The following is a 20296-nucleotide window of genomic DNA, read 5'->3' as shown; positions in this document are numbered from 1 at the left end:
AAGAACTTTGCAAATATTTGGGCGAAATGTAAACTTTAAGTAAGTCTCCATTCACATCATTTAGTGAATAAAATAATACTATTTACTATTTCTTCAATTATATTAAGAAGTTATTTTACTATAGCATTAATAAACGAAACAAAATAACATTGCGAAAATTCAAGATGATTTTTCAAATAACATTGTTCTCAATTAATTTAATCTCACATGTTACAACATTAGAAGGATCGTTTGTCCTTCAAGTTGCCTCAATTAGTCCAATAGATAAGTTTAAAAAAAAAGATTCCAAAGTATTCTATGGGTTATTATAACATTTCCCGATGTATTAGCCGAAGTTCAAGCTCCAGTTGAGTATGTTTTTATATAGATCTTAAAAGGAATGGTACTTTCAATTTGAAAGTAAGGATACATCTATAGTTATAAAGCTCCACTTAATTGACATACGGAACACCAGCCATGGATATTTCAAAAATGGAAATAACTGTAAAAAGGGTGTATATTTAGGGATGTTGAATAAACCAAAGAAAAATTAAGATATGAATTAGTGAGTAGTTAGTTGCAATCTCTAATCAAAACATACCCCTCATTATAGATTTGTCCAAATCTGAAACAAAAAAATTTTTACTAACTTGGTTTTTGAAATATTACTGCAGAGGCACCAACCTAAAACTAACAAGTGATTATTGAATTTGAAAATGAAAAATCATTCAATATTTTTAGAAAATAATTCTAATTTATTGAGATAATTTTTAATTGATATGCTGTACAATAAGGCTGTAGATTCAACCATCTATTTAAATCTTCTTTTTTTATAACAAACTTGATTGAATGTAATAAAAAAGATGGTTGCTATTTGGTTGCTAAATTTAACAAAAAGGTACAAAACTGTACAAAATTCCAAACCCATAAACCAAAGCAAAATAAAAAATCTTTGATTATGCTTCAAAAACGATGTGTTTTATACAAGTGTCAAGAGAGAGCAAAATTTCTCTTTACTTTGACTGGCAGTCAAAAGGTCAGGAGTTCGATCCTCCTTAGCTCCACAAATTAAAAAATTATTTTATTTAGTAAATCCTATAAAATAATTCAATTCCAATACCAGGTAAAAATGCCAAACTTACTCCTCCTAGTGGACAAGTAAAACAAGTTTTCCTTTCTGTTTCATCGCTTAAAACACCCATTGTTCCAATACTAATATTAAACCCGAATTTCTTTGAAATATTTATATCTCTTCCGATTCTGAAATTTAATAATTGTATTCTATTTACGCTTTCTCTGTTTTCGGATTTTGAGTAAATATAACCGAATAAAATAAACCAACATTTTCTGTTGGAATATTGACTTGAATCTCGCATATGAAATTTAATATCCGATGAAATCGAATATATTTCAGATCTTGGCCATGAACCGTAACTTAATCCAATTTGTATTTGTTCTGATTGAAAATACATACCTAAGTTTAATAATTCCGCATAACCAATTCCAGCCGAAAAATTTATTTTTCTTGAGAATATGTTACAATGTTAAAGTAAATTAAAAAAATACAATAATTACGAATATTCTTTTCATTACTTTACCGTATTTTATTTAGCCAAATATTGGCGTGGCAAATGACCCGACTCCTAAAAAAATAATGATGGTTTGGCCAATCTATTTTTATAGATCAGTTTTAAATACTAAATCAACTCTGCACAGCAAACTAATTTAGGAAAGCTAAACCCAACACGAATCTATAAGACCACATAGTAAGATAGCAGATGATGTTTTTTGCGCTTTAATTGTTATTTAATTTTAAGTTTTATTGAAATTAATTCTTTTACAAATTCGACATTTCGTTTATTATTCATAATTAGGGTCAGTCCGCGAATCTTACCATATTTTTTACCATCTTTAAACTGACTTTTTAGTTTGTCCGAAATTATACTTTTCATGATAGCTGGTTCAGCTTTATCACCGAAGTAAAAATTAATTATAAACGATTCGGGAATAATTGAGAGCCAAAAAATTGTATTTGTTTTTCTTGTCACTTTCATTAACCAGCTTTTGCCGTCATTGTAATATCTCCACTGTTCGATAAAATCGGTATGATTATCATGAATGTAATTGAAAACTGATTCCCATATTGCTTTTGATTTACCTATATGAGAAAAAATTATTTCTTCGGTTGGGAACTGGTTTTTGTCTGAAAGAATTATCTGATTCATTTTTTTATCCATAATTTTTAAGCAACTAACGGTGAAGCAAATTACCCGCCGTCTAAAATAAAATCTTTTCTAATAACAAGTTGGTTATGTTGATTTTTAAATTGCTATTCCAAAAGAAATTACAATAGGTCTAATTTTATTTAATTCATCTATTCCAAAAAATCCGTTGCCAATTGATATAATATCTTTTTGATAAAAATAAATTCTTGGTTCTAAAAAAATATTTACGTTTTCATTTAATTTGTATAATAATTGTATTCCTAAAATTCCAACAATTGAAAATGGATATCCGAATGTTAATCCGGCTCCGCCTTGAACCGATGTTTTAAATTTTGAATTTATTGTAAAATTAAATCTATAGGTTCCGGATGCGATTGGTAATCCCAGCATTATTATTTCTGGTGAAATTGAAATATATTTTGAAAAATAGAAATTTCTGCCAATCCCAATAGAGGGAACAATTCGATTTATTTCGCCGCCAATTTTTATTTCATATTTATCCAAATAATCATAGTCATTTTGGGATAAAAGGGAACTATTGATTATTATAAAACAGATTAATAATAATTTAACTTTCATATTATTTATAAACATAGTGGCGCAGCAAATAACTAAGCGCCCCAAATTCAAATTTTATAAAATAAAGATTGGTCAAAATTACCAAGAGCAATTTTTAATTTTATTCAGTAAAAACCAAAATAACTTTCAAACTTTATTTTTACTATTTAACTCGACATTTTACTTCGGTCAGTTGATTTGTTATTTGTAGGCTTGTTAATTTGCTTCTAAATATAAAACTCAGACAAATCATTTATAATTTGCTTATCAATAAGTTCATTTTGTATCATCCATCCTTCATTAAAAGCATGAGATAAATAACTCTCTCCACTATCACCAATAATAAGAACCATTTTCTTTGTTTTATTTAATCTTGGAATACTTTTTATATATTTCATCGCATAATAGAGAAGCATCCCGCTTGAATCGCCTAAAAGCAAACCTTTATTATGAGCAAAAAACCTCATTGTATTAAAAGCTTCTGAGTCTGAAACGTAATCATTTTTATCAAAAAGAGAAGTATCAATATTCTTAGGCAATATAGCACCAACTGGATAGCCAGGACCAGAAATAAAGTATCCGTGTCCATGTGGAGAAAAATGACTTGAGCCTTTCGGTTCAAGAGCGATGACTTGTGCTTTACTATTCTCTTTTATATAGCGACCAGCTCCGGAAAGTGAACTTCCTGTACCTACAGTACCCATAAGATAATTTAGGTCAGGAACTTGTTTGATAATCTCTTTCCCAAGTGTATCATAAAATCCTTGTGGATTCTCCGGATTGTCATATTGATCTAAATTTAAGCCGCCGCTTTCTTTAGCTAATTTTTTAGCTAAATTACGACGTACATCTACAAGATGACCTCCTTTGCTATTTTCGTCATCAGCACAAAAATAAAGTTCTCCACCATAAGCACGAATAGCATTCAATTTATCAGCAGGTGCATGTTTATCAACAACGGCAACAAATTTATATCCTCGGGCAGCTGCAAGCATTGCTAAAGCCTTTGCAGTATTTCCCGAAGAAGATTCAAAAAGAGTCATTCCTTTTTTCAATTTTCCAGATTTTTCAGCTGCATCGATAAGGGCTCGCGCTGTCCGATCTTTAAAGCTGCCAGCTGGATTAAAGTATTCTAATTTTAGATAAATTTCCCAATCAGTTCTTACTGGTTTGATTAACAACATAGGCGTCTCGCCAATAAGCTCGCTCAAATTATTCTTAATTTTCATATAATTCTTTTTATACTCTTGACTTTTTACTTATTTAAGATATTATATTCGTCATCAATACCAAAGTTTTTTTGAGATTGATTCTAAAAAATTATTTCTAAGAAACTTAGTTTTTTGTATTAAGTTAGGTTTTTCCAATTTCTTCTTGAATCAAACTTAACAAGTGCCCCATCACCTTTTACCATACCTATATCTCTTGATATTGCTCTGATATTGAATTTCGACTTTTTGAACGATTCCATAAATATCATTATTTGGAAGTCTTTGATTTTCACAAGATTTGTTAAGAAATCTTTTAATAGAATCATAACGAGTCAAGTCAGTAGCTTGCTCTATAAATCTTTCAGCAACATCAATTGATATTTTAGAATAAAGTGTATTAATATGCTCTGGAATAAGAAAATGGCTTTCTATGTCAACACCGTTTGTATAAAAGAAATAGTACTTATTAGATTCACATCTTGTTTTTAACTTTGTAATTTCTTCATGCGTTAAATAATCACTATCACGATGAATTATCACAGTAGACCAGGTCTTTGCTCTATAAGATAATTTGCTAAAATAAATGCAGCATTTATCTGATTACACCCATTATAAGAAATGAATTTTGTCTCGTGAAGATTAAATCCATTTGCTTGAAAATATTTTATGAGTGTTTGACTTTTTTCATCTTCAGTTAATACATAGCATTTATTCTTTTCAGAAAGTTCGTCGATTTTTGTTTTAAGAGACTCTATTTCATTTTGATGTTTAATTATTTTTGTAAGATATGGGGTTATTATTGGTAGGACACCCATTTTATCATGCAAATCTTCTAAGTTCGATTGGTTGATTTTTTTAATGAAAGAACATCCTTCAATATTTTGTTCAACATAATACATGTTGACACCATCGTTATCATTTACATCAAGAGAATAAAATGCAGGAGAATGAGTTGTTAAAAATATTTGGATATCCTTTGAATATTCCTTTAAGGAACTTGCTAAATCATATGCATAATTTAATTCCAAATTATTTTCGGGTTCCTCAAAACCCCAAATCGTATCAGATTTAACATAACCCGGAATTGAAATATTTTTTTCCTCATCAGACATATATTTTAAGATAACTGGTATATGTCGTATTTTTATTCCATCTCCTCTTTGTTTTAGGTGAAATGTATTTTCACCAACTTTTGAACCAAAATCCAAGTTGGAGAACAATTGCTTAAAATCAGAGGGAACTTGAATCGTATTTGGAATTCCTATTCTATCGTTAAGTTCACTAGTAATATGATAAGTAATATTCTGAATACCAGAGATAAAACTTTGACCTTGAAGAGCCAATTCTTTTGAATGAGATTCAAAAACATCATGTAGACCACCCATTAAAGACAAAAAATAATTTGCTCCCTTTATTGCGGGGACATAACGATATTTAAGTTTATCAAGCCATTTATAAATATTGTTTTGTGGAAATATTTTAGAACCATCATTTACAAAATTTCTCTCATCAATAATGGAACCATCTCTTTTCCATTTTTTTGTCCATCTTAATAGTCGTGCATTTTGGAAACGTTCTTTAGGTGGAGATATAATAAAATCAATTCGTATCTCTCTTCGCGTACCAGTACCAGTATTTGCATAATAACAGTAATCCTCTTCAAATCGAAATGATTGACCTAAGTCTGTTTCATTATTAAAAAACAATTTAAGGCACGAAGTACGTTAGATTTTCCTGATCATTTTTTCCTACAAATATGTTAAGGTGTGTTGGATTGAAATCAGTTGTTAAACTTTTAATGGATCGAAATTTCCGAATTTCAATAGTTTTAATTATTTCCATATATAGTACTTTCCCTTAAGAATATAATGGCGTTATAAATATCTTGCCGCGGCAAACAAGTTATTTATTAAATAGTAAATTGTAAATTTACTGAGAGCAGTTTTTAATTTGTCTTTAGCAATAATAGTTTTTTGATTATTTAATTTACTTTGAATGTTGAACAACAATTTAAAATGAACTTTCTATTTTAAATTGTACAATATATGCCGAACTGCTCAATAGTCGGGTAGACTTACTTGCTAGGCAATTTTATTTAATTAATAACATTTTATTCGAAATTCTGGATTTATTATTAGAAAATACATAGTAATAAATACCGCTACTCAATTTACTACCATCAAATTTTATTTTATAACTTCCTTCATTTTTATATCCGTTAATTAATGTTGCTATTTTATGCCCAAGTAAATCATACACCGATATATCCACAAATCCTTTTTCAGATAAATGATAAACTATATTAGTTGTGGGGTTGAATGGATTAGGATAATTTTGCGAAATATTATAGTCAGAATTTATTGCTTGATGAATATTATTTTTTACAGTCACAAGGGTTCCATACATCAATATTATTTATTTTCAAAATTTAAAAAATAACTTTGTCCAGTAGCTACAAAGTCAAAAGAAGAATTATGAAGATCAGTTAATCCAATATTTTTAGCAAGTTTTCTGTTTGTATAACATCCAAAACTAATGACACATTCTAAATATGGTCTTATGTCAAACGAATGACCAAAAGTTCTTCAAAATAAATTTCTTCTACTCTTTCACAACTTAAGCTATCCCAATATGACAGAACTAGACTATCTTCTCTATTTTCATTAGCTTCATTTTTAAAGGAGTAAATAAATCCGTTTGAGGAATCTATTCTTACAAATTTACTACGCAGTGTTTTAATACCTTTCTCAACAAAAATAAAGTATTTTTTTCCATTTGTTAAAAGAGTATCACCGACAATTTCTCTTGAAGCATACCAAACAGAATCGTTTCCCCATTCATCAATTGCTGATGCCTCATATTGCCAATAATTGCCGACGTGTAAAGGATAATATTTTAATGATTCATCCAGGAATTCATTTTGTGGTAATATTAATTTTGTCAAAAAAAGGTAAATGAAGAATATTAATCTTTTCGTTTTGTCACCTAAGAATATTAAGAATTACCTAACTATAACTTATACTCTATCAGTTGATTAGTTTTGGTATAATATTTTTTTTGAATAAGCATAAAATTATACTTGAATATTTTATTGTAAATATTGAATTATTGCTAATCAATCACTTACATAGCTTCGCCATTAAACTTACATTTATTTTTATCTTATTATACTAACTTAAATTATATGAATCAATATAAGAGATTTTTTCCTATTTGTAAATAAGTACAAATACGTACTGTAAGTATAAATACTTACAGATTCGGAATTTTATTCGTTGACTAAAAAAACGATATTTTAAAAATATTTACAATATTCTGGAATATTAGTTGCGTAATATCATTTAACAAAAACATTTATGCTTAACAATTTAGTTTCGTTATATTATTTTATCATATTAAGCATAAAATTATAAAAGCTGAACTTCTTATTTATTGTCGCAAAAAGTTAATTAGAATGCATTATTAAATTATCAATGCTGGCAAGGTTTTCATGCAAAACTTGAGTTTTAACTAAGATATAGATGATAGGGAAGCGGTGTAGTAATATTTGATAAATGTTAAATTAACATTGTTGAATAAATTAAATGAATAACTTTAGCTTTTTTATTTTTATTGGCTGTACAAAGGTTAGGAGTTCGATCCTCCATAACTCCACTTTATCCTTATACCAATTCTGTTTCTAAAATATCTTTTACGCTAATCGATTTTGTTTCCTCAATATTTTCTTGTCTTTCAAATTGAATAAAATTATTGAATTGAGTTAAAGTATTTTTTATATCATTTAAAAATTTGTTTTGAAGTTCGTTTAATTTGGGTGGATCTAAAATAAATTGATTCTTCTTGAAATATTTCTTTTGGCTGAACTGAAAATTTGTACCTTCAAAATTAAAATGTATTGGACTGGTTTTTGCGTAATCTTCCCGAAATTCTTTCAATTTGTTTTTTTCTTCGGAGCTCATTTCAATACAATATTTAAATTCATAAGTTATTCCTTCACTATCTTTAATTGTTTTTTTTGACAAATTGCAGTTTGAATTTTCGAACATTTTTCCCTCAAAAATATTTGATTACTTTTATTGGTAATTATCGAATTATCAAATAAATAATTTAAAGTTCAGTTGAATAATGGGAATTTTTGGTAACTATAAATTTTAGTATTTGGTCTTAACAATCGCGGATATTTGAGTTATACTTTCCTGAAGTTTTGAAAGCTCTCTTTCCAATTTATCGATTTTGAAAGATTCCATAGATTCAGAACCGCTTAGAAGCCAATTTACATCGCAGCCGTGTTTAAGCAGTTTTAACAGTATTTTTGAGCCGGGTTCACGTTTTCCGCTAATGTATTGGTGCAATTGCTGTGGGGATATTTCCATTACTTCGGCTAATTTTTTTAAGGTGCCGTATCTTTTTTTGGCGAATAATCTAATCCTTCCGCCAATTCCCATTCTTAATTTTTCATCAGCGAAAAGATCAAAATTAGTTTCGCCGAATCCATTGAATATTTCGATTTCATCCTCATTGTTTTCAATAATATCTTTGATCATTTTATAAAGATGATTGTCAATTTTGGAACTTTCATTTACGAGATAGGAGAGAGTCTGCGGTTTTAATCCAAGTTTTTTAGCAAGCCAATTCTGCTTAATTCCATGAGATTGGATCAAATACCTTATTTCTTCTTGAGGTGTCAATTATTTTCGATTTTTTATTGCTTATAATATCATAAAAAAAGATCAAAAATTAAAGATTATTCAATAAAAGAAAAATAAAAACGCAGAGGTAAATCTGCGTCTTTAATAAAAATTAAATTCTAAACTACGGTAAAAGTATTGCGCACGCAATTACTGTTGTCCATAATCCGTCTTTATTGCCTTCAGCAGATTGAGTAATATTCGATGTATTTACAATTTGACCTGACATTTTAAATACTTGTTCTCTTTCGTTCCAAGCGGTATCGGGATTAAAATCAATTCCAAGCGTTGTAGCAAGCATAGATGCCGCAAGATCTTCGGCATAATCTCCGGATTTTTTTGCTGACTCTCCGAACGGATGGTGTTCCGATAAATAACCATACATTGAAGAATCTGCTGGAATTGCGATTCCTAAAGAAGCGGCAATTAATCTGTTGGGTTCATTTGTAGCATTTCTTGCCATTACAGCGTGTATAATTTGTCCGGGGCTTAATTTTCTAACTCCGTTTTTAATTGTAACTTTTTTAACTCCTACCGGATAAATACTGCTAACTGTAACGATGTTATATTTTTCAATATGTGCGTTACGTAAAGCGAGCTCAAAAGACGCTAAGTATTCTTTATGAACTCCAACTCCTTTTGTAAAAAATATTTCTTTAGGTACGTACAATTTTTACTCCATTTTTTAATATTGACGTGCAAAAATTAAAAAAAATCTAACTTATATAATATTCATTTTTTTAGATTATAAAATTTTTTTCAAATTTTGATAATATTGAAAATTTCAAGAAAGTGGATTTATTTAAGTAAAGTTTAATTTATTGGAATTTAATCTTCTGTAAAATTAAATCTGCAATGTGATATGGAGATTCATTTTTTTGTATTAAAGAATCTAATAATTCAATTGTTTCTGTGTCATTCCAAATTTTTGAGGATATGCTGTTTTCGGTAATGTCTTTAATTCTATCAATTAAGTTTACAATTCTCTTTTTTTTCAGCTTATCAAATTTCATTAAATAGTTTTTGTGATTTTCTATTTCCGTAAATATTTCATTTATGCCGACAGATTGTGTCGCAATGCATTTTAAAATTTTTGGAAGATAAGAAAATTCATTATGATCTTTCAAATTCAATATGGTTTGCAAAGAATTTACCGCATTTTCCGAACCGGGTCTGTCACATTTGTTCATTACAAAAATATCGGCAATTTCCATTAACCCTGCTTTCATGGCCTGAACCGAATCTCCGGATTCCGGAACAAGTACAACCAATGTAGTATCGGCGGCTTTGGCAATGTCAAGTTCCGATTGTCCGACACCAACAGTTTCGAAAATTATATAGTCGAATTTTGCGCAGTCTAAAACATCCGCGGCATCAACGGCTTTTTTATTTAATCCGCCAAGACTACCTCGTGTTGCCATGCTTCTTATAAAAACTTTGGAATTGATGCCGGTTTCGTTCATTCTTATTCTATCGCCCAAAACCGCTCCGCCCGTAAATGGACTTGTCGGATCAACCGCAATAATTCCTACGGATTTGTTTTCATTTAAAATTTTCTTAATAATTTCATTTGTTACAGTTGATTTTCCGGCTCCCGGTGGACCTGTAATTCCAATTTTATAAGAGTCTCCAATAAATGAATGAATTTCTTTCAGAAATATTTCCGCGTTTGGATTTTCATTTTCAATCAATGAAATTGCCTTGGAAATTGCCCGCTTATTTCGCTTTGCTATTTCCGATATAAGATTATCAAATTTTATCATTTAACCGAGAAATATAAATTATTATTTTTTATGTATTCCAAGACGCATTTTGGAAGAAAATAATCTACGGTAGATTTTTGCGAAATTCTCTTTCTAATATCTGTGGAAGAAATTTCTATAGTTGGTGTATCAATAAATTCGGCTTCGCCAAAAAATTTATGACTACTTTTAATTTCTTTATTATAAACTCTTTTTAGTACAACAAGTTTTGCAATTTTAATTATCTCTTCCGCTTTATACCAAGTATCAAATGTCACCAAATTATCAAAACCGATTATTAATTCTATATTTTCAAACGTTTTAGAAAATTCCAAAAGCGTATTGTAAGAATAAGAAATTTCGTCACGATTTATCTCAAAATCCGAAACTTCAAAATTTGGATTTGATTCAACCGCGAGTTTGGTCATTTCCAATCTGTGCAAAGGATCGGAATAATTATAATTCATTTTATGCGGAGAGATATAACTCGGTACAAAAATAATTTTCGATAAATTTCTTTTTTCAAGAACCATTTGCGCCGTTATTAAATGACCAAAATGAATAGGGTCGAATGTTCCGCCAAAAATTCCAACAGTTTCCAATATTTTATCCCAATTGTTTTTCAGCTAAAAATAATTCCAAAATTTTCTTTCTGTAAAGTTCTATATCCGCAATATAATTTTCTCTTAAATCGCCGTTTGTATTTTTTACTTGAAATTTTCTGAAAGCAAGCTTTGCCGAAAGATTCTTTAACAGTTTGTTGCTGCTTCTTTCATCAAAAACATTTAAATACTTTGATGAAAAATTTAATTCTTTAAGTACGGGCAAATTAAGAATCTCGGATTCCTCTGCGAGTTCTTCCTTTATTAATTTTCGTTCTGAATTTATCGATTGCTTAAATAATATCAAAAAAATAATAATTAAAAAAATCATGAATAATATTCCAAAACCAAAAGTAAATTGAAACGTTACTGAAAAATTCCATATAAAATGAAAGAACATTGCGAGCGATAATCCGATAAATGGATAAATATTCTTAATTCTTGAGTTAGTAAATTTCCATTTTGCCAAAAAAGCGCCGAAAGTTGCGGTAGCAATTCCATGCATAACCGCAGAAAATACGGATCTGATAAAAACCATTGAAGCCCATTGAAAAACATTTTCGTTAAAGTTTAAGAAATACATTAGATTTTCAGTCATACCAAAACCCAACCCGATTGCTCCGCCGTAAACTAATCCATCCGTAATATTATCGAAATTTTTCTTTTTTACGGTAAATAGTAAATAAATTCCTTTTGTGGATTCTTCAATCAAAGGCGCTATAAAAACGGCACCGATAAACGTAAGTTGATTTTCATTTGTTATGAAAATTTGAAAAATCTGCTGAACCGATAATGAAAAAATTATTCCCAATAAAATTGCGCCGAAAGCTCCCCAAACAAAATATCGTAAAATGCTAAAAAACGATTCTCGTTCGTTTTTATCCAATCTCCAAAGGAAAATCAGATAAAGAAACATTGGAATTGACGCCGCTAAAAATGATGCGAATAATGTCATATTATTTTAATTTCATCCAAGTTATAATTTCCTTTAAATTCGGTTTCTTGCTGAAATTTAAAACTCCAACTCTAAATAATTTGGAAGAAAAAACAATTACCAAATAAATGCTGAAAATTAAAACGAGAACAACGGAAACAATTTCCTCTATTTTAGGATTTGCAGTATTCAGTCTTAGAAGCATTACTGGCGAGGAAGTTAAAGGGAAATAAGACAATATTAATGACAAAATTGAATTTGGCGCTCTTATTATTTCAACTGCCAATAATATTGGGAAAACCAAAAATATACTCAAATAACCCGTTAACTGCTGAGCTTCGTGATCAAGTGAAACAATAGAACCTATACCGATAAAAATTGCGGAATATAATATGTATCCTAAAACAAAAAATAAAAATTGGTAACCCAAATTATTTATTGAATTGAAATTTAAAACATTAGAACTATGTAAAATAATTCCAATTAGCATCCAAACTGCAAATTGGAAAAAACCGAAAAAACTTAATCCCAAAACTTTGCCGAATAGTAAATCTTTTGTTTTGCAGCTTGAAAGAATCAGTTCTATAATTCTGTTTGATTTTTCCAAAACCAAACTTCTAACAAACATACCGCCGGAAAACAATATCATTGTAACGAGAAGAATTATAAATAAATAGGAATTAATAAATTTTCTGAATATCTCTTCTTCGCTGTTCGCGTTTATATAGCTTTTTTGAATAGTTGGAATCTGAGAAATTATCAAATTAATTTTTCCTTCTTCCAAATTAAGATTCGAACCATCGACTTTCAACAAAGTCTTTATAAACGAATTTTCGATTAAATTGATTTTTTCCTGATTGAATAAATCGTTAGTCCTAAATGTTAATTTTAATCCGTCGTTTTTTTCAATAATAACATAACCTATTATAAAGTTACTCAAAACTTTTTCGTCGGCGTTTTTAAGAATTTCGGATTTATTATTAGAAGCTTTGTTTAATTCAAATGCGAAAAAAGCAGGTTGGTAGTTGGACAAATCATTTTTCATCAATTCATCGGAAAATACCTTTTCATAATTATTTGTAAAATCCAAAATTCCTATTGGCAGTGGAAAATCATTTCCTTTGCTAACAAGCAAAGAGGGAAGCAGACTGAAAATAATTATAATAACGGGCATAATAAAAAGTGAAAGAAAAAAACTTTTTCTTTTAATTTTTTCAAAAAATTCCCACTTGGCAATTGTAATAAATTTTGTCAATTTTAATTCCCTCCAACATTGGACATAAAAAGCTGGTGAAGTGAAGGGATTATTTTTTTTAAATTCAACAATTGAATTTTCATTTACTATAGTTTTTAAAAAGTTATCGGCGTCATTATTTTTTATTAAAATTTTGACTTTATTGTAATAAGATTCCAAAATTTCAATATTAGTTAAACTATTAATAGACTCAAAATTCAAAGAATTATAAGTTATTTCATAAACATTTTGGTTAGATGAATTAAGAACGGAATTTAAATCGCCCTTTAAAACTTCTTTCCCTTTATTAATAAGAATAAAATCGTTACATAATTTTTCCGCCAAATCCATTTGATGAGTCGACAGAATAATAAATTTATCGTTTTTTATTTCATTTATTATTTCAGTAAAAATTGATTGATTAAGCGGATCAAAACCGGAAAACGGTTCATCTAAAATTAAAATTTTCGGATTATGCTGAATTGCCGCAATGAACTGGATTTTTTGCTGATTGCCTTTAGAAAGTTCTTCAAGATGAGCATTTTTAACTTCAAGTAAATTTAATCTTTCAAGCCAGTAGCTTATTACCTTTTTAGCGTCAAAATTGGAAACTCCTTTAAGATTTGCCAAATATGTCAAAATATTTGCTACAGAGCTTTTTGGATATAATCCGCGTTCTTCGGGTAAATAACCGGTAATATTTAAAAAATCTTGATCTAATTTTTTACCGTTAAAAAGAATTTCACCTTTTTCAGGAATTAAAATATTTAAAATCATTCTAATTGTTGTTGTTTTTCCGGCGCCGTTCGGACCAATCAAACCAAAGATTCTGTTGATTTTTACGTCAAAAGAAACATTATCAACAACTAATTTAGAGCGAAAATGTTTAGAAATATTCTTAATTTCGAGCATAAAAGTTAAATTATTGAAGTAAAATGTTATAAAAAAATCCTAAATTATGAAGATTTCATATCTTGCTTATCAAAAATACACTTTATATATTTTAAAACTATATTTTTTTGAAATTGTATGATAATAAAAATCACCAATTATCCAGTCGGCGTTCACAAAGTAGAATTCGAAAAATCGGTAAGTGAACTCAAACTTGGTGAACCGTTCGTTGATAAATTGAATTTGGACTGCACTATGGATAAATCAGTGCATCAAATTATTTTGAATTGTAATTTAAGTATTTTTGCGCAATTTAATTGCGATAGATGCAATTCAGAATATAAAACCCAGTTAAAATCAATTTTTTCTTTGGTTTATTTATTTGAGAAAAAAGAATTAACTGATAATGCGAATGTTTATTTTATTTCCGCAAAAGAAGATAAAATAGATATAACTAATGATGTGATTGATTATGCGAATCTAACTATTCCTCTAAAAAAATTGTGTTCAGAGGATTGTAAAGGTTTATGTTATAGATGCGGAACAAATTTAAACACTGGAAGCTGTAATTGTAAAATTGAAAAAACGGAACCCGAATGGGAACCGCTGCTGAAATTAAAAGATAAATTAAATTAAGAGGTTAATAAAAAATGCCGCACCCGAAAAGAAAACTATCGAAAAGTAGAAGGGATAAAAGAAGAACACATTATAAAGCTACCGCTTCTTCCTTAAGTACCTGCTCAAATTGTGGTGAAATTAAACTAAGTCACCGTGCTTGCCCAAGCTGTGGTTATTATGCTGGTCGTTCTTTATTTGTGCCAGAATCATAATTAAAAATGTCAGAAAATAATAAGTGCAAAATAATTGTTGATGCAATGGGGGGTGATTTTACTCCCCAAAATCCGGTTATTGGTGCTATTGAGGCAATTCGGCAAAATCCTAACATTGATGTTTATCTTATTGGAATTACGTCTGAAATTGAAAAAGTGCTGAAGGAGAAAAATCTAACTTTTAATCCTTCAAAAATTATTCATACAAATGAAGTAATTACGATGCACGATACTCCGACTATCGCGCTGAAACAGAAAAAAGATTCATCAATTGTAAAAGGCGCTGAATTGGTGAGAGATAAATTTGCTCACGCATTTGTTAGCGCCGGAAATACCGGGGCGATGATGGCGGCTTCAACGCTTATTATTGGCAGAATTAAAGGCTTTGGAAGACCGACGATAGGAGCTCAATTTCCTACGATTGATAAAAAAGTTTGTACGGTTTATGATGTTGGCGCAAGCGTTGACAGCAAACCAAATCATTTACTCGAATACGCGATAATGGGAACTATTTACGCAAAAGAAATTGACGGTATAAAAAATCCATCAATAGGGCTGTTAAATGTTGGGGAAGAAGAATCCAAAGGAAATTCTGTTACATTTGAGGCTTTTGAAATGCTCAAAAAATCAAAGTTGAATTTCATTGGTAATGTTGAGGGCAGAGATATTTTAAAAGGTAAAGCTGATATTATTGTTGTCGATGGATTTATCGGAAATATATTATTGAAGTTTGGCGAAAGTTTTATTTCCTTTTTAAAGATAAGAGTAAAGAAATATGCCGAAAATTCTTTTGCAAATAAAATTAAAGCATTAATTACTAAAAACGTATTTAAAGCTTCCTTAAAAGATATGGATTATGAAAACCATGGCGGAGTTCCGTTATTAGGTGTTGACGGAATCAGTATTATTGGTCATGGATCAAGTTCTCCTACGGCAATAAAAAATATGATTTTAAAAGCTAACGAAATGTTTGAAAAAGATTTATTAAATAAATTAAAGGAGGGCAAGGAAATTTATGGAAACCTCTAAAAGAAAAAAACTATTTAACGCGAATATTACAGCGGTAGGCATGTATTTGCCCGAAAGAATTTTAGATAACCATTACTTTGAAAAGATTGTTGAAACTAGTGATGAATGGATTGTTTCAAGAACCGGTATTAAGGAAAGAAGAAAAGAAGAGAACGGCGCTACAAGCGACATGGCGGCAAGAGCGGCTATGGATCTGTTAAATTCTAAGAAATTATCGCCTGAAGAAATAGATGTAATAATTGTTGCAACTGTTACACCGGATATGTTTTTTCCTGCAACAGCTTGTTTGGTTCAAGATAAAATCGGCGCTAAAAATGCGTGGGGATTTGACCTTTCAGCTGCATGCTCAGGATTTTTATTCGCTCTTCAAACCGGTGCCGGATTAATTGAAGGCGGGACGTATAAAAAAGTTTTGGTAATTGGCGCTGATAAAATGAGTACGATTATTAATTATAAAGATAGAAATACGTGTCTTTTATTTGGTGATGGCGCTTCGGCCGTATTATTGGAACCTTCAGAAGATTTAAATTACGGAGTTAAAGATTCAATATTGCATTGCGATGGAGCAGGCTCAGAATATTTATATATGAAAGGCGGAGGTAGTTTAAATCCTCCGACTCACGAAACAGTAGATTTAGGATATCATACTTTATATCAAGACGGAAAAACAGTTTTTAAAGAAGCAGTTAAAGGAATGGCTGATATTTCTGCTGAAATTATGGAAAAAAATAATCTTTCATCTGATGACATTTCATATTTGGTTCCGCATCAAGCAAATTTAAGAATTATTGACGCGACCGCAAATAGAATGGGAATTCCAAAAGAAAAAGCCATGGTGAACATTCACAAATTCGGAAATACGACAGCCGCAACAATTCCACTTTGTTTAACAGAATATTACCGCGAAGGAAAATTGAAAAAAGGCGATAATTTAATTCTTGCCGCATTCGGCGCCGGCTTTACTTGGGGTTCAATTTATTTGACTTGGGGAATCGATTAATGAGTAAAAAGGCATTAATTTTTCCCGGTCAAGGTTCTCAATATGTTGGAATGGCAAAGGATATTTTTGAAAATTCCGTAAATGCAAAAGCATTTGTGGAATCTGCTGAAGAAGCAATTAAATTTAAAATTTCTGAAGTAATGTTTAACGGACCGGAAGAAGATTTAAAATTAACTAATATTACTCAACCGTCAATTTTTCTGCATAGTGTTTTATTGTTAAATGAAATTTCAAGTTTAAACTTTGACGCGGTTGCTGGACATTCGTTAGGTGAATATACGGCTCTTGTTGCTAATAAGTGTTTAAATAGCTTAGATGCATTTAAATTAGTTAGAAAAAGGGGAGAAGCCATGTTATCGGCAGGCTTAAAATCTCCAGGTACAATGGCGGCGGTAGTAGGATTGAATTCAGATAAATTAGTGGAAATTTGTAACTCCGCTTCAGAGGAAGGAATTGTTCAATGTGCTAATTTTAATTCGCCGGGACAAATTGTAATTTCAGGTTCAGTTTTAGGCGTTAAAAAGGCAATGGAATTATCTAAAAACGCCGGAGCAAAAATTGTTAAAGAACTTGTAGTAAGCGGTGCTTTTCATTCGCCGTTAATGGTATCTGCCGCATCCGAATTAGAAGAAAGTTTAAATAATACGGAATTTAGAAATACTGATATTCCGGTTTATTCCAATGTTACGGCAAAACCAACGTTGGAAAGTTCAGTTATTAAAAGGCAATTATTAGAACAGCTTTCTGCGCCTGTAAGGTGGGAAGAATCAATTGTTAATATGATTTCTGATGGAATCACCGATTTTATTGAGATTGGACCGGGAAAAGTTCTTCAAGGATTGGTAAAAAGAATAGATCCAAAAGTTTCAGTTGTTGGAATTGATAAATTTGATGATATAAATAAAATTTTATAAAATCATTTTTTTTTATAAATTATTACCACAAAAAAGTAACAAAATATGTCAGAAAATAAAATTGCAGTTATATCGGGCGGAACACGCGGAATTGGCAGGGCAATTTTAACTGCTTTTTCAGATAAAAATAATTTAGGTTTTCAAACAGATATAGCTTTTATTTATAATAGCAGCGAGGCTATTGCCAAACAAATTGAAGACCATTACAGGAATTTTGGAATCAGTGTAATCGGATATAAAGTTAATATATCATCTACCGAAGATTCTCAAAAAGTTATTGATGAAATAGTTAATAAATTTGGAAGAATAGATTTTCTTATTAATAATGCGGGAATAACAAAAGATAATTTATTGTTAAGAATGAGTGAAAAGGATTTTGACGACGTAATAAATATAAATTTAAAAAGTGTTTTTAATCTTACAAAAGCTGCTTTTAAACCAATGATGAAACAAAAATTCGGAAGAATTGTTAATATTAGTTCAATTGTTGGCTTAATAGGAAATGCCGGACAAGCAAATTACGCGGCTTCAAAAGCTGGAATTATTGGATTCACCAAATCAACGGCAAAAGAATTTGCCTCGAGGAATATCAATGTAAATGCGGTTACTCCAGGTTTTATAGAAACCGAAATGACCGCTGAACTTAATGAAAAGCAAAGAGAAACTTTGCTGCAAAATATTCCACTTAAAAGAATGGGCAAAGGCGAAGATGTTGCAAATTTAGTTAAATTTCTTTGCAGCGATAAAGCAGATTATATAACCGGGCAAGTAATTTCCGTTGACGGCGGAATGGTAATGTAACCACAATTTCAATTTCATAAATTAAAGGAGTATAATATGGATGTTGAAGCAAAAGTAAAAGAAATAATAATGGACAAATTAGGTGTTGAAGATTCTCAAATTACACCTGCAGCTTCTTTTACAAATGATTTAGGCGCAGATTCTTTAGATATAGTTGAGTTAGTTATGGGTTTCGAATCGGAATTTGATATTTCTATACCTGATGAAGACGCAGAAAAAATAACAACTGTTGGGGATGCGACAAAATATTTATCAGAGAAATTAGCAAAATAATTTCAAATCCTAATTAATTTTATTCCGCATTGGTCATTTTGATCAGTTGCGGAATTTGATTTTGTTTTAATAAACCTTATCCTTTTTATAACATTTGGATTTAATATGAATAAAAGACGAGTTGTAATTACCGGAATGGGAGCATTGACTCCAATTGGAAACAATTTAACTGAATTCTGGAATTCACTAATCACCGGTAAAGGCGGTGCTGCACTTATCACAAAATTTGACACTACTGAATTCGTAACAAAATTTGCGTGCGAATTGAAAAACTTTGATGCCGGCAACTTTATTGATATTAAAGCCCTTAAAAGGATGGATCCATTTACGCATTACGCATTGGCAACTGCAACAATGGCAATGGAAGATTCCGGAATTAATTTGGAAAAAGTAAACAAAGAAAGATTCGGCGTAATTTACGGTAGTGGAATTGGAGGAATGGATACTTGGGAAAACCAGCATACCAATTACATAAACGGCGGTCCGAAAAGAATTAGCCCGTTTTTTATTCCAATGATGATCTCTGATATCGCGGCAGGTCATATTTCGATTAAGTACGGATTAAAAGGTCCAAATTATGCGACAACTTCCGCATGCGCAACATCTTCACACGCAATTGCAGATGCATTTATTTTGGTTCAAAGAGGTTCTGCCGATTTGATGGTTTCGGGCGGATCAGAAGCCGCAATTACTCCAATGTCAATCGGAGGTTTTAATGCCGCACGAGCATTATCGACATGGAACGATAGAATTGAAGAAGCATCTAGACCGTTTGACAAAGATAGAAACGGATTTGTAATGGGCGAAGGTTCTGGGACAGTTATTCTTGAAGAATATGAACACGCTGTTAACCGCGGCGCAAAAATATATGGAGAAATTATTGGTGTTGGATTAACCGCTGACGCATTTCACGTTACAGCTCCTGCCGAAGAAGGCGAAGGCGCAAACAGATCAATGAGAGATGCAATTAATGATGCGGGAATCAGCAAAACTGATATAGATTATATAAACGCTCATGGAACTTCTACAGAATTGAATGATAAAAATGAAACTCAAGCAATAAAAAATTTATTCGGCGATCATGCTTATAAACTTGCTGTTAGTTCTACAAAATCAATGACCGGTCACTTGCTTGGAGCGGCTGGCGCAGTTGAAAGTATTGCCACTGTTTTAGCGCTTAAGGAAGGAATTATTCCTCCAACAATTAATTTGGATGAACCAAGTCCCGAATGTGATTTGAACTATACTCCAAAAATTGCGGTTAAGAAAGATATTAAATTTGCAATAAGCAATACTTTTGGTTTTGGCGGACATAACGCGTCGTTATTATTTAAAAATTTGAAGGTTAATGCTAAAGAAACTTTTCCGTCTTTTCAGTAAAAAGT

22 protein-coding genes are annotated in these 20296 nt (G+C 30.5%); 8 read left to right on the top strand and 14 right to left on the bottom strand.

Going from position 1 to position 20296, the window contains the following annotated elements:
• Window positions 1-1064: 1064 nt before the first annotated feature.
• From IPK06_07085 to IPK06_07020, 14 genes are all read right to left on the bottom strand, one after another.
• Window positions 1065-1451 carry a hypothetical protein gene (locus IPK06_07085; GenBank protein ID MBK7979758.1) on the bottom strand — a complete coding sequence of 129 codons (387 nt, stop codon included), beginning with the start codon at window positions 1449-1451 and terminating at the stop codon, window positions 1065-1067.
• A gap of 330 nt (window positions 1452-1781) precedes the next feature.
• Window positions 1782-2204: a DUF3788 family protein gene (locus tag IPK06_07080; GenBank protein ID MBK7979757.1), complete on the bottom strand. Its 423-nt coding sequence runs from the start codon at window positions 2202-2204 to the stop codon at window positions 1782-1784.
• 96 nt (window positions 2205-2300) lie between these two features.
• Window positions 2301-2708, bottom strand: coding sequence for a hypothetical protein (locus tag IPK06_07075; protein MBK7979756.1), 408 nt, complete (start codon window positions 2706-2708; stop codon window positions 2301-2303).
• A gap of 281 nt (window positions 2709-2989) precedes the next feature.
• On the bottom strand, window positions 2990-3991 hold the full coding sequence (locus tag IPK06_07070; GenBank protein ID MBK7979755.1) for a cysteine synthase family protein: 1002 nt from the start codon (window positions 3989-3991) through the stop codon (window positions 2990-2992).
• Window positions 3992-4509: 518 nt separating this feature from the next.
• Window positions 4510-5679 carry a hypothetical protein gene (locus tag IPK06_07065; protein ID MBK7979754.1) on the bottom strand — a complete coding sequence of 390 codons (1170 nt, stop codon included), beginning with the start codon at window positions 5677-5679 and terminating at the stop codon, window positions 4510-4512.
• Between the two features lie 385 nt (window positions 5680-6064).
• Window positions 6065-6364, bottom strand: a complete 300-nt coding sequence (locus IPK06_07060) for a T9SS type A sorting domain-containing protein (GenBank protein ID MBK7979753.1) — start codon at window positions 6362-6364, stop codon at window positions 6065-6067.
• A gap of 166 nt (window positions 6365-6530) precedes the next feature.
• Window positions 6531-6917: a hypothetical protein gene (locus IPK06_07055; GenBank protein ID MBK7979752.1), complete on the bottom strand. Its 387-nt coding sequence runs from the start codon at window positions 6915-6917 to the stop codon at window positions 6531-6533.
• Between the two features lie 718 nt (window positions 6918-7635).
• Window positions 7636-8019 (bottom strand): hypothetical protein, encoded by a 384-nt coding sequence (locus tag IPK06_07050; protein MBK7979751.1) that lies wholly within the window; start codon window positions 8017-8019, stop codon window positions 7636-7638.
• A gap of 105 nt (window positions 8020-8124) precedes the next feature.
• Window positions 8125-8661 carry a helix-turn-helix transcriptional regulator gene (locus IPK06_07045; protein MBK7979750.1) on the bottom strand — a complete coding sequence of 179 codons (537 nt, stop codon included), beginning with the start codon at window positions 8659-8661 and terminating at the stop codon, window positions 8125-8127.
• A gap of 124 nt (window positions 8662-8785) precedes the next feature.
• Window positions 8786-9331: an arginine decarboxylase, pyruvoyl-dependent gene (locus tag IPK06_07040; GenBank protein ID MBK7979749.1), complete on the bottom strand. Its 546-nt coding sequence runs from the start codon at window positions 9329-9331 to the stop codon at window positions 8786-8788.
• A 148-nt stretch (window positions 9332-9479) separates the two neighbouring features.
• A complete protein-coding gene (gene meaB / locus IPK06_07035) occupies window positions 9480-10424 on the bottom strand; it encodes a methylmalonyl Co-A mutase-associated GTPase MeaB (protein ID MBK7979748.1) in 945 nt (314 codons plus the stop codon).
• Window positions 10421-11008 (bottom strand): nicotinate (nicotinamide) nucleotide adenylyltransferase, encoded by a 588-nt coding sequence (gene nadD / locus IPK06_07030; protein MBK7979747.1) that lies wholly within the window; start codon window positions 11006-11008, stop codon window positions 10421-10423. The genes meaB and nadD overlap by 4 nt, the downstream gene beginning before the upstream one ends.
• A 1-nt stretch (window position 11009) precedes the next feature.
• Complete coding sequence (locus tag IPK06_07025) at window positions 11010-11960, bottom strand: PrsW family intramembrane metalloprotease (protein MBK7979746.1); 951 nt, start codon at window positions 11958-11960, stop codon at window positions 11010-11012.
• A 1-nt stretch (window position 11961) separates the two neighbouring features.
• On the bottom strand, window positions 11962-14085 hold the full coding sequence (locus tag IPK06_07020; protein ID MBK7979745.1) for an ABC transporter permease: 2124 nt from the start codon (window positions 14083-14085) through the stop codon (window positions 11962-11964).
• 117 nt (window positions 14086-14202) lie between these two features.
• On the opposite strand from IPK06_07020, the gene IPK06_07015 reads away from it, so the two are divergent.
• From IPK06_07015 to fabF, 8 genes are all read left to right on the top strand, one after another.
• A complete protein-coding gene (locus IPK06_07015) occupies window positions 14203-14700 on the top strand; it encodes a DUF177 domain-containing protein (GenBank protein MBK7979744.1) in 498 nt (165 codons plus the stop codon).
• Window positions 14701-14714: 14 nt separating this feature from the next.
• Window positions 14715-14894 carry a 50S ribosomal protein L32 gene (gene rpmF / locus IPK06_07010; GenBank protein ID MBK7979743.1) on the top strand — a complete coding sequence of 60 codons (180 nt, stop codon included), beginning with the start codon at window positions 14715-14717 and terminating at the stop codon, window positions 14892-14894.
• Between the two features lie 6 nt (window positions 14895-14900).
• On the top strand, window positions 14901-15923 hold the full coding sequence (gene plsX / locus IPK06_07005; protein ID MBK7979742.1) for a phosphate acyltransferase PlsX: 1023 nt from the start codon (window positions 14901-14903) through the stop codon (window positions 15921-15923).
• On the top strand, window positions 15910-16923 hold the full coding sequence (locus IPK06_07000) for a ketoacyl-ACP synthase III (protein MBK7979741.1): 1014 nt from the start codon (window positions 15910-15912) through the stop codon (window positions 16921-16923). The genes plsX and IPK06_07000 overlap by 14 nt, the downstream gene beginning before the upstream one ends.
• Complete coding sequence (fabD, locus tag IPK06_06995; GenBank protein ID MBK7979740.1) at window positions 16923-17837, top strand: ACP S-malonyltransferase; 915 nt, start codon at window positions 16923-16925, stop codon at window positions 17835-17837. The genes IPK06_07000 and fabD overlap by 1 nt, the downstream gene beginning before the upstream one ends.
• A 45-nt stretch (window positions 17838-17882) precedes the next feature.
• On the top strand, window positions 17883-18638 hold the full coding sequence (gene fabG / locus IPK06_06990) for a 3-oxoacyl-[acyl-carrier-protein] reductase (GenBank protein ID MBK7979739.1): 756 nt from the start codon (window positions 17883-17885) through the stop codon (window positions 18636-18638).
• A 36-nt stretch (window positions 18639-18674) separates the two neighbouring features.
• Window positions 18675-18911 carry an acyl carrier protein gene (locus IPK06_06985; GenBank protein MBK7979738.1) on the top strand — a complete coding sequence of 79 codons (237 nt, stop codon included), beginning with the start codon at window positions 18675-18677 and terminating at the stop codon, window positions 18909-18911.
• Between the two features lie 105 nt (window positions 18912-19016).
• Entirely contained in the window at window positions 19017-20291 is a 1275-nt protein-coding gene (fabF, locus tag IPK06_06980) for a beta-ketoacyl-ACP synthase II (GenBank protein ID MBK7979737.1), read from the top strand.
• The last annotated feature ends 5 nt before the right edge of the window (window positions 20292-20296 follow it).

The sequence above is a fragment of the Ignavibacteriota bacterium genome (genome assembly GCA_016713565.1).
Classification (GTDB): domain Bacteria; phylum Bacteroidota; class Ignavibacteria; order Ignavibacteriales; family Melioribacteraceae.
The sequence above is the reverse complement of the archived record's forward strand: the minus strand, read 5'-3'. Positions and strand labels throughout refer to the sequence as shown.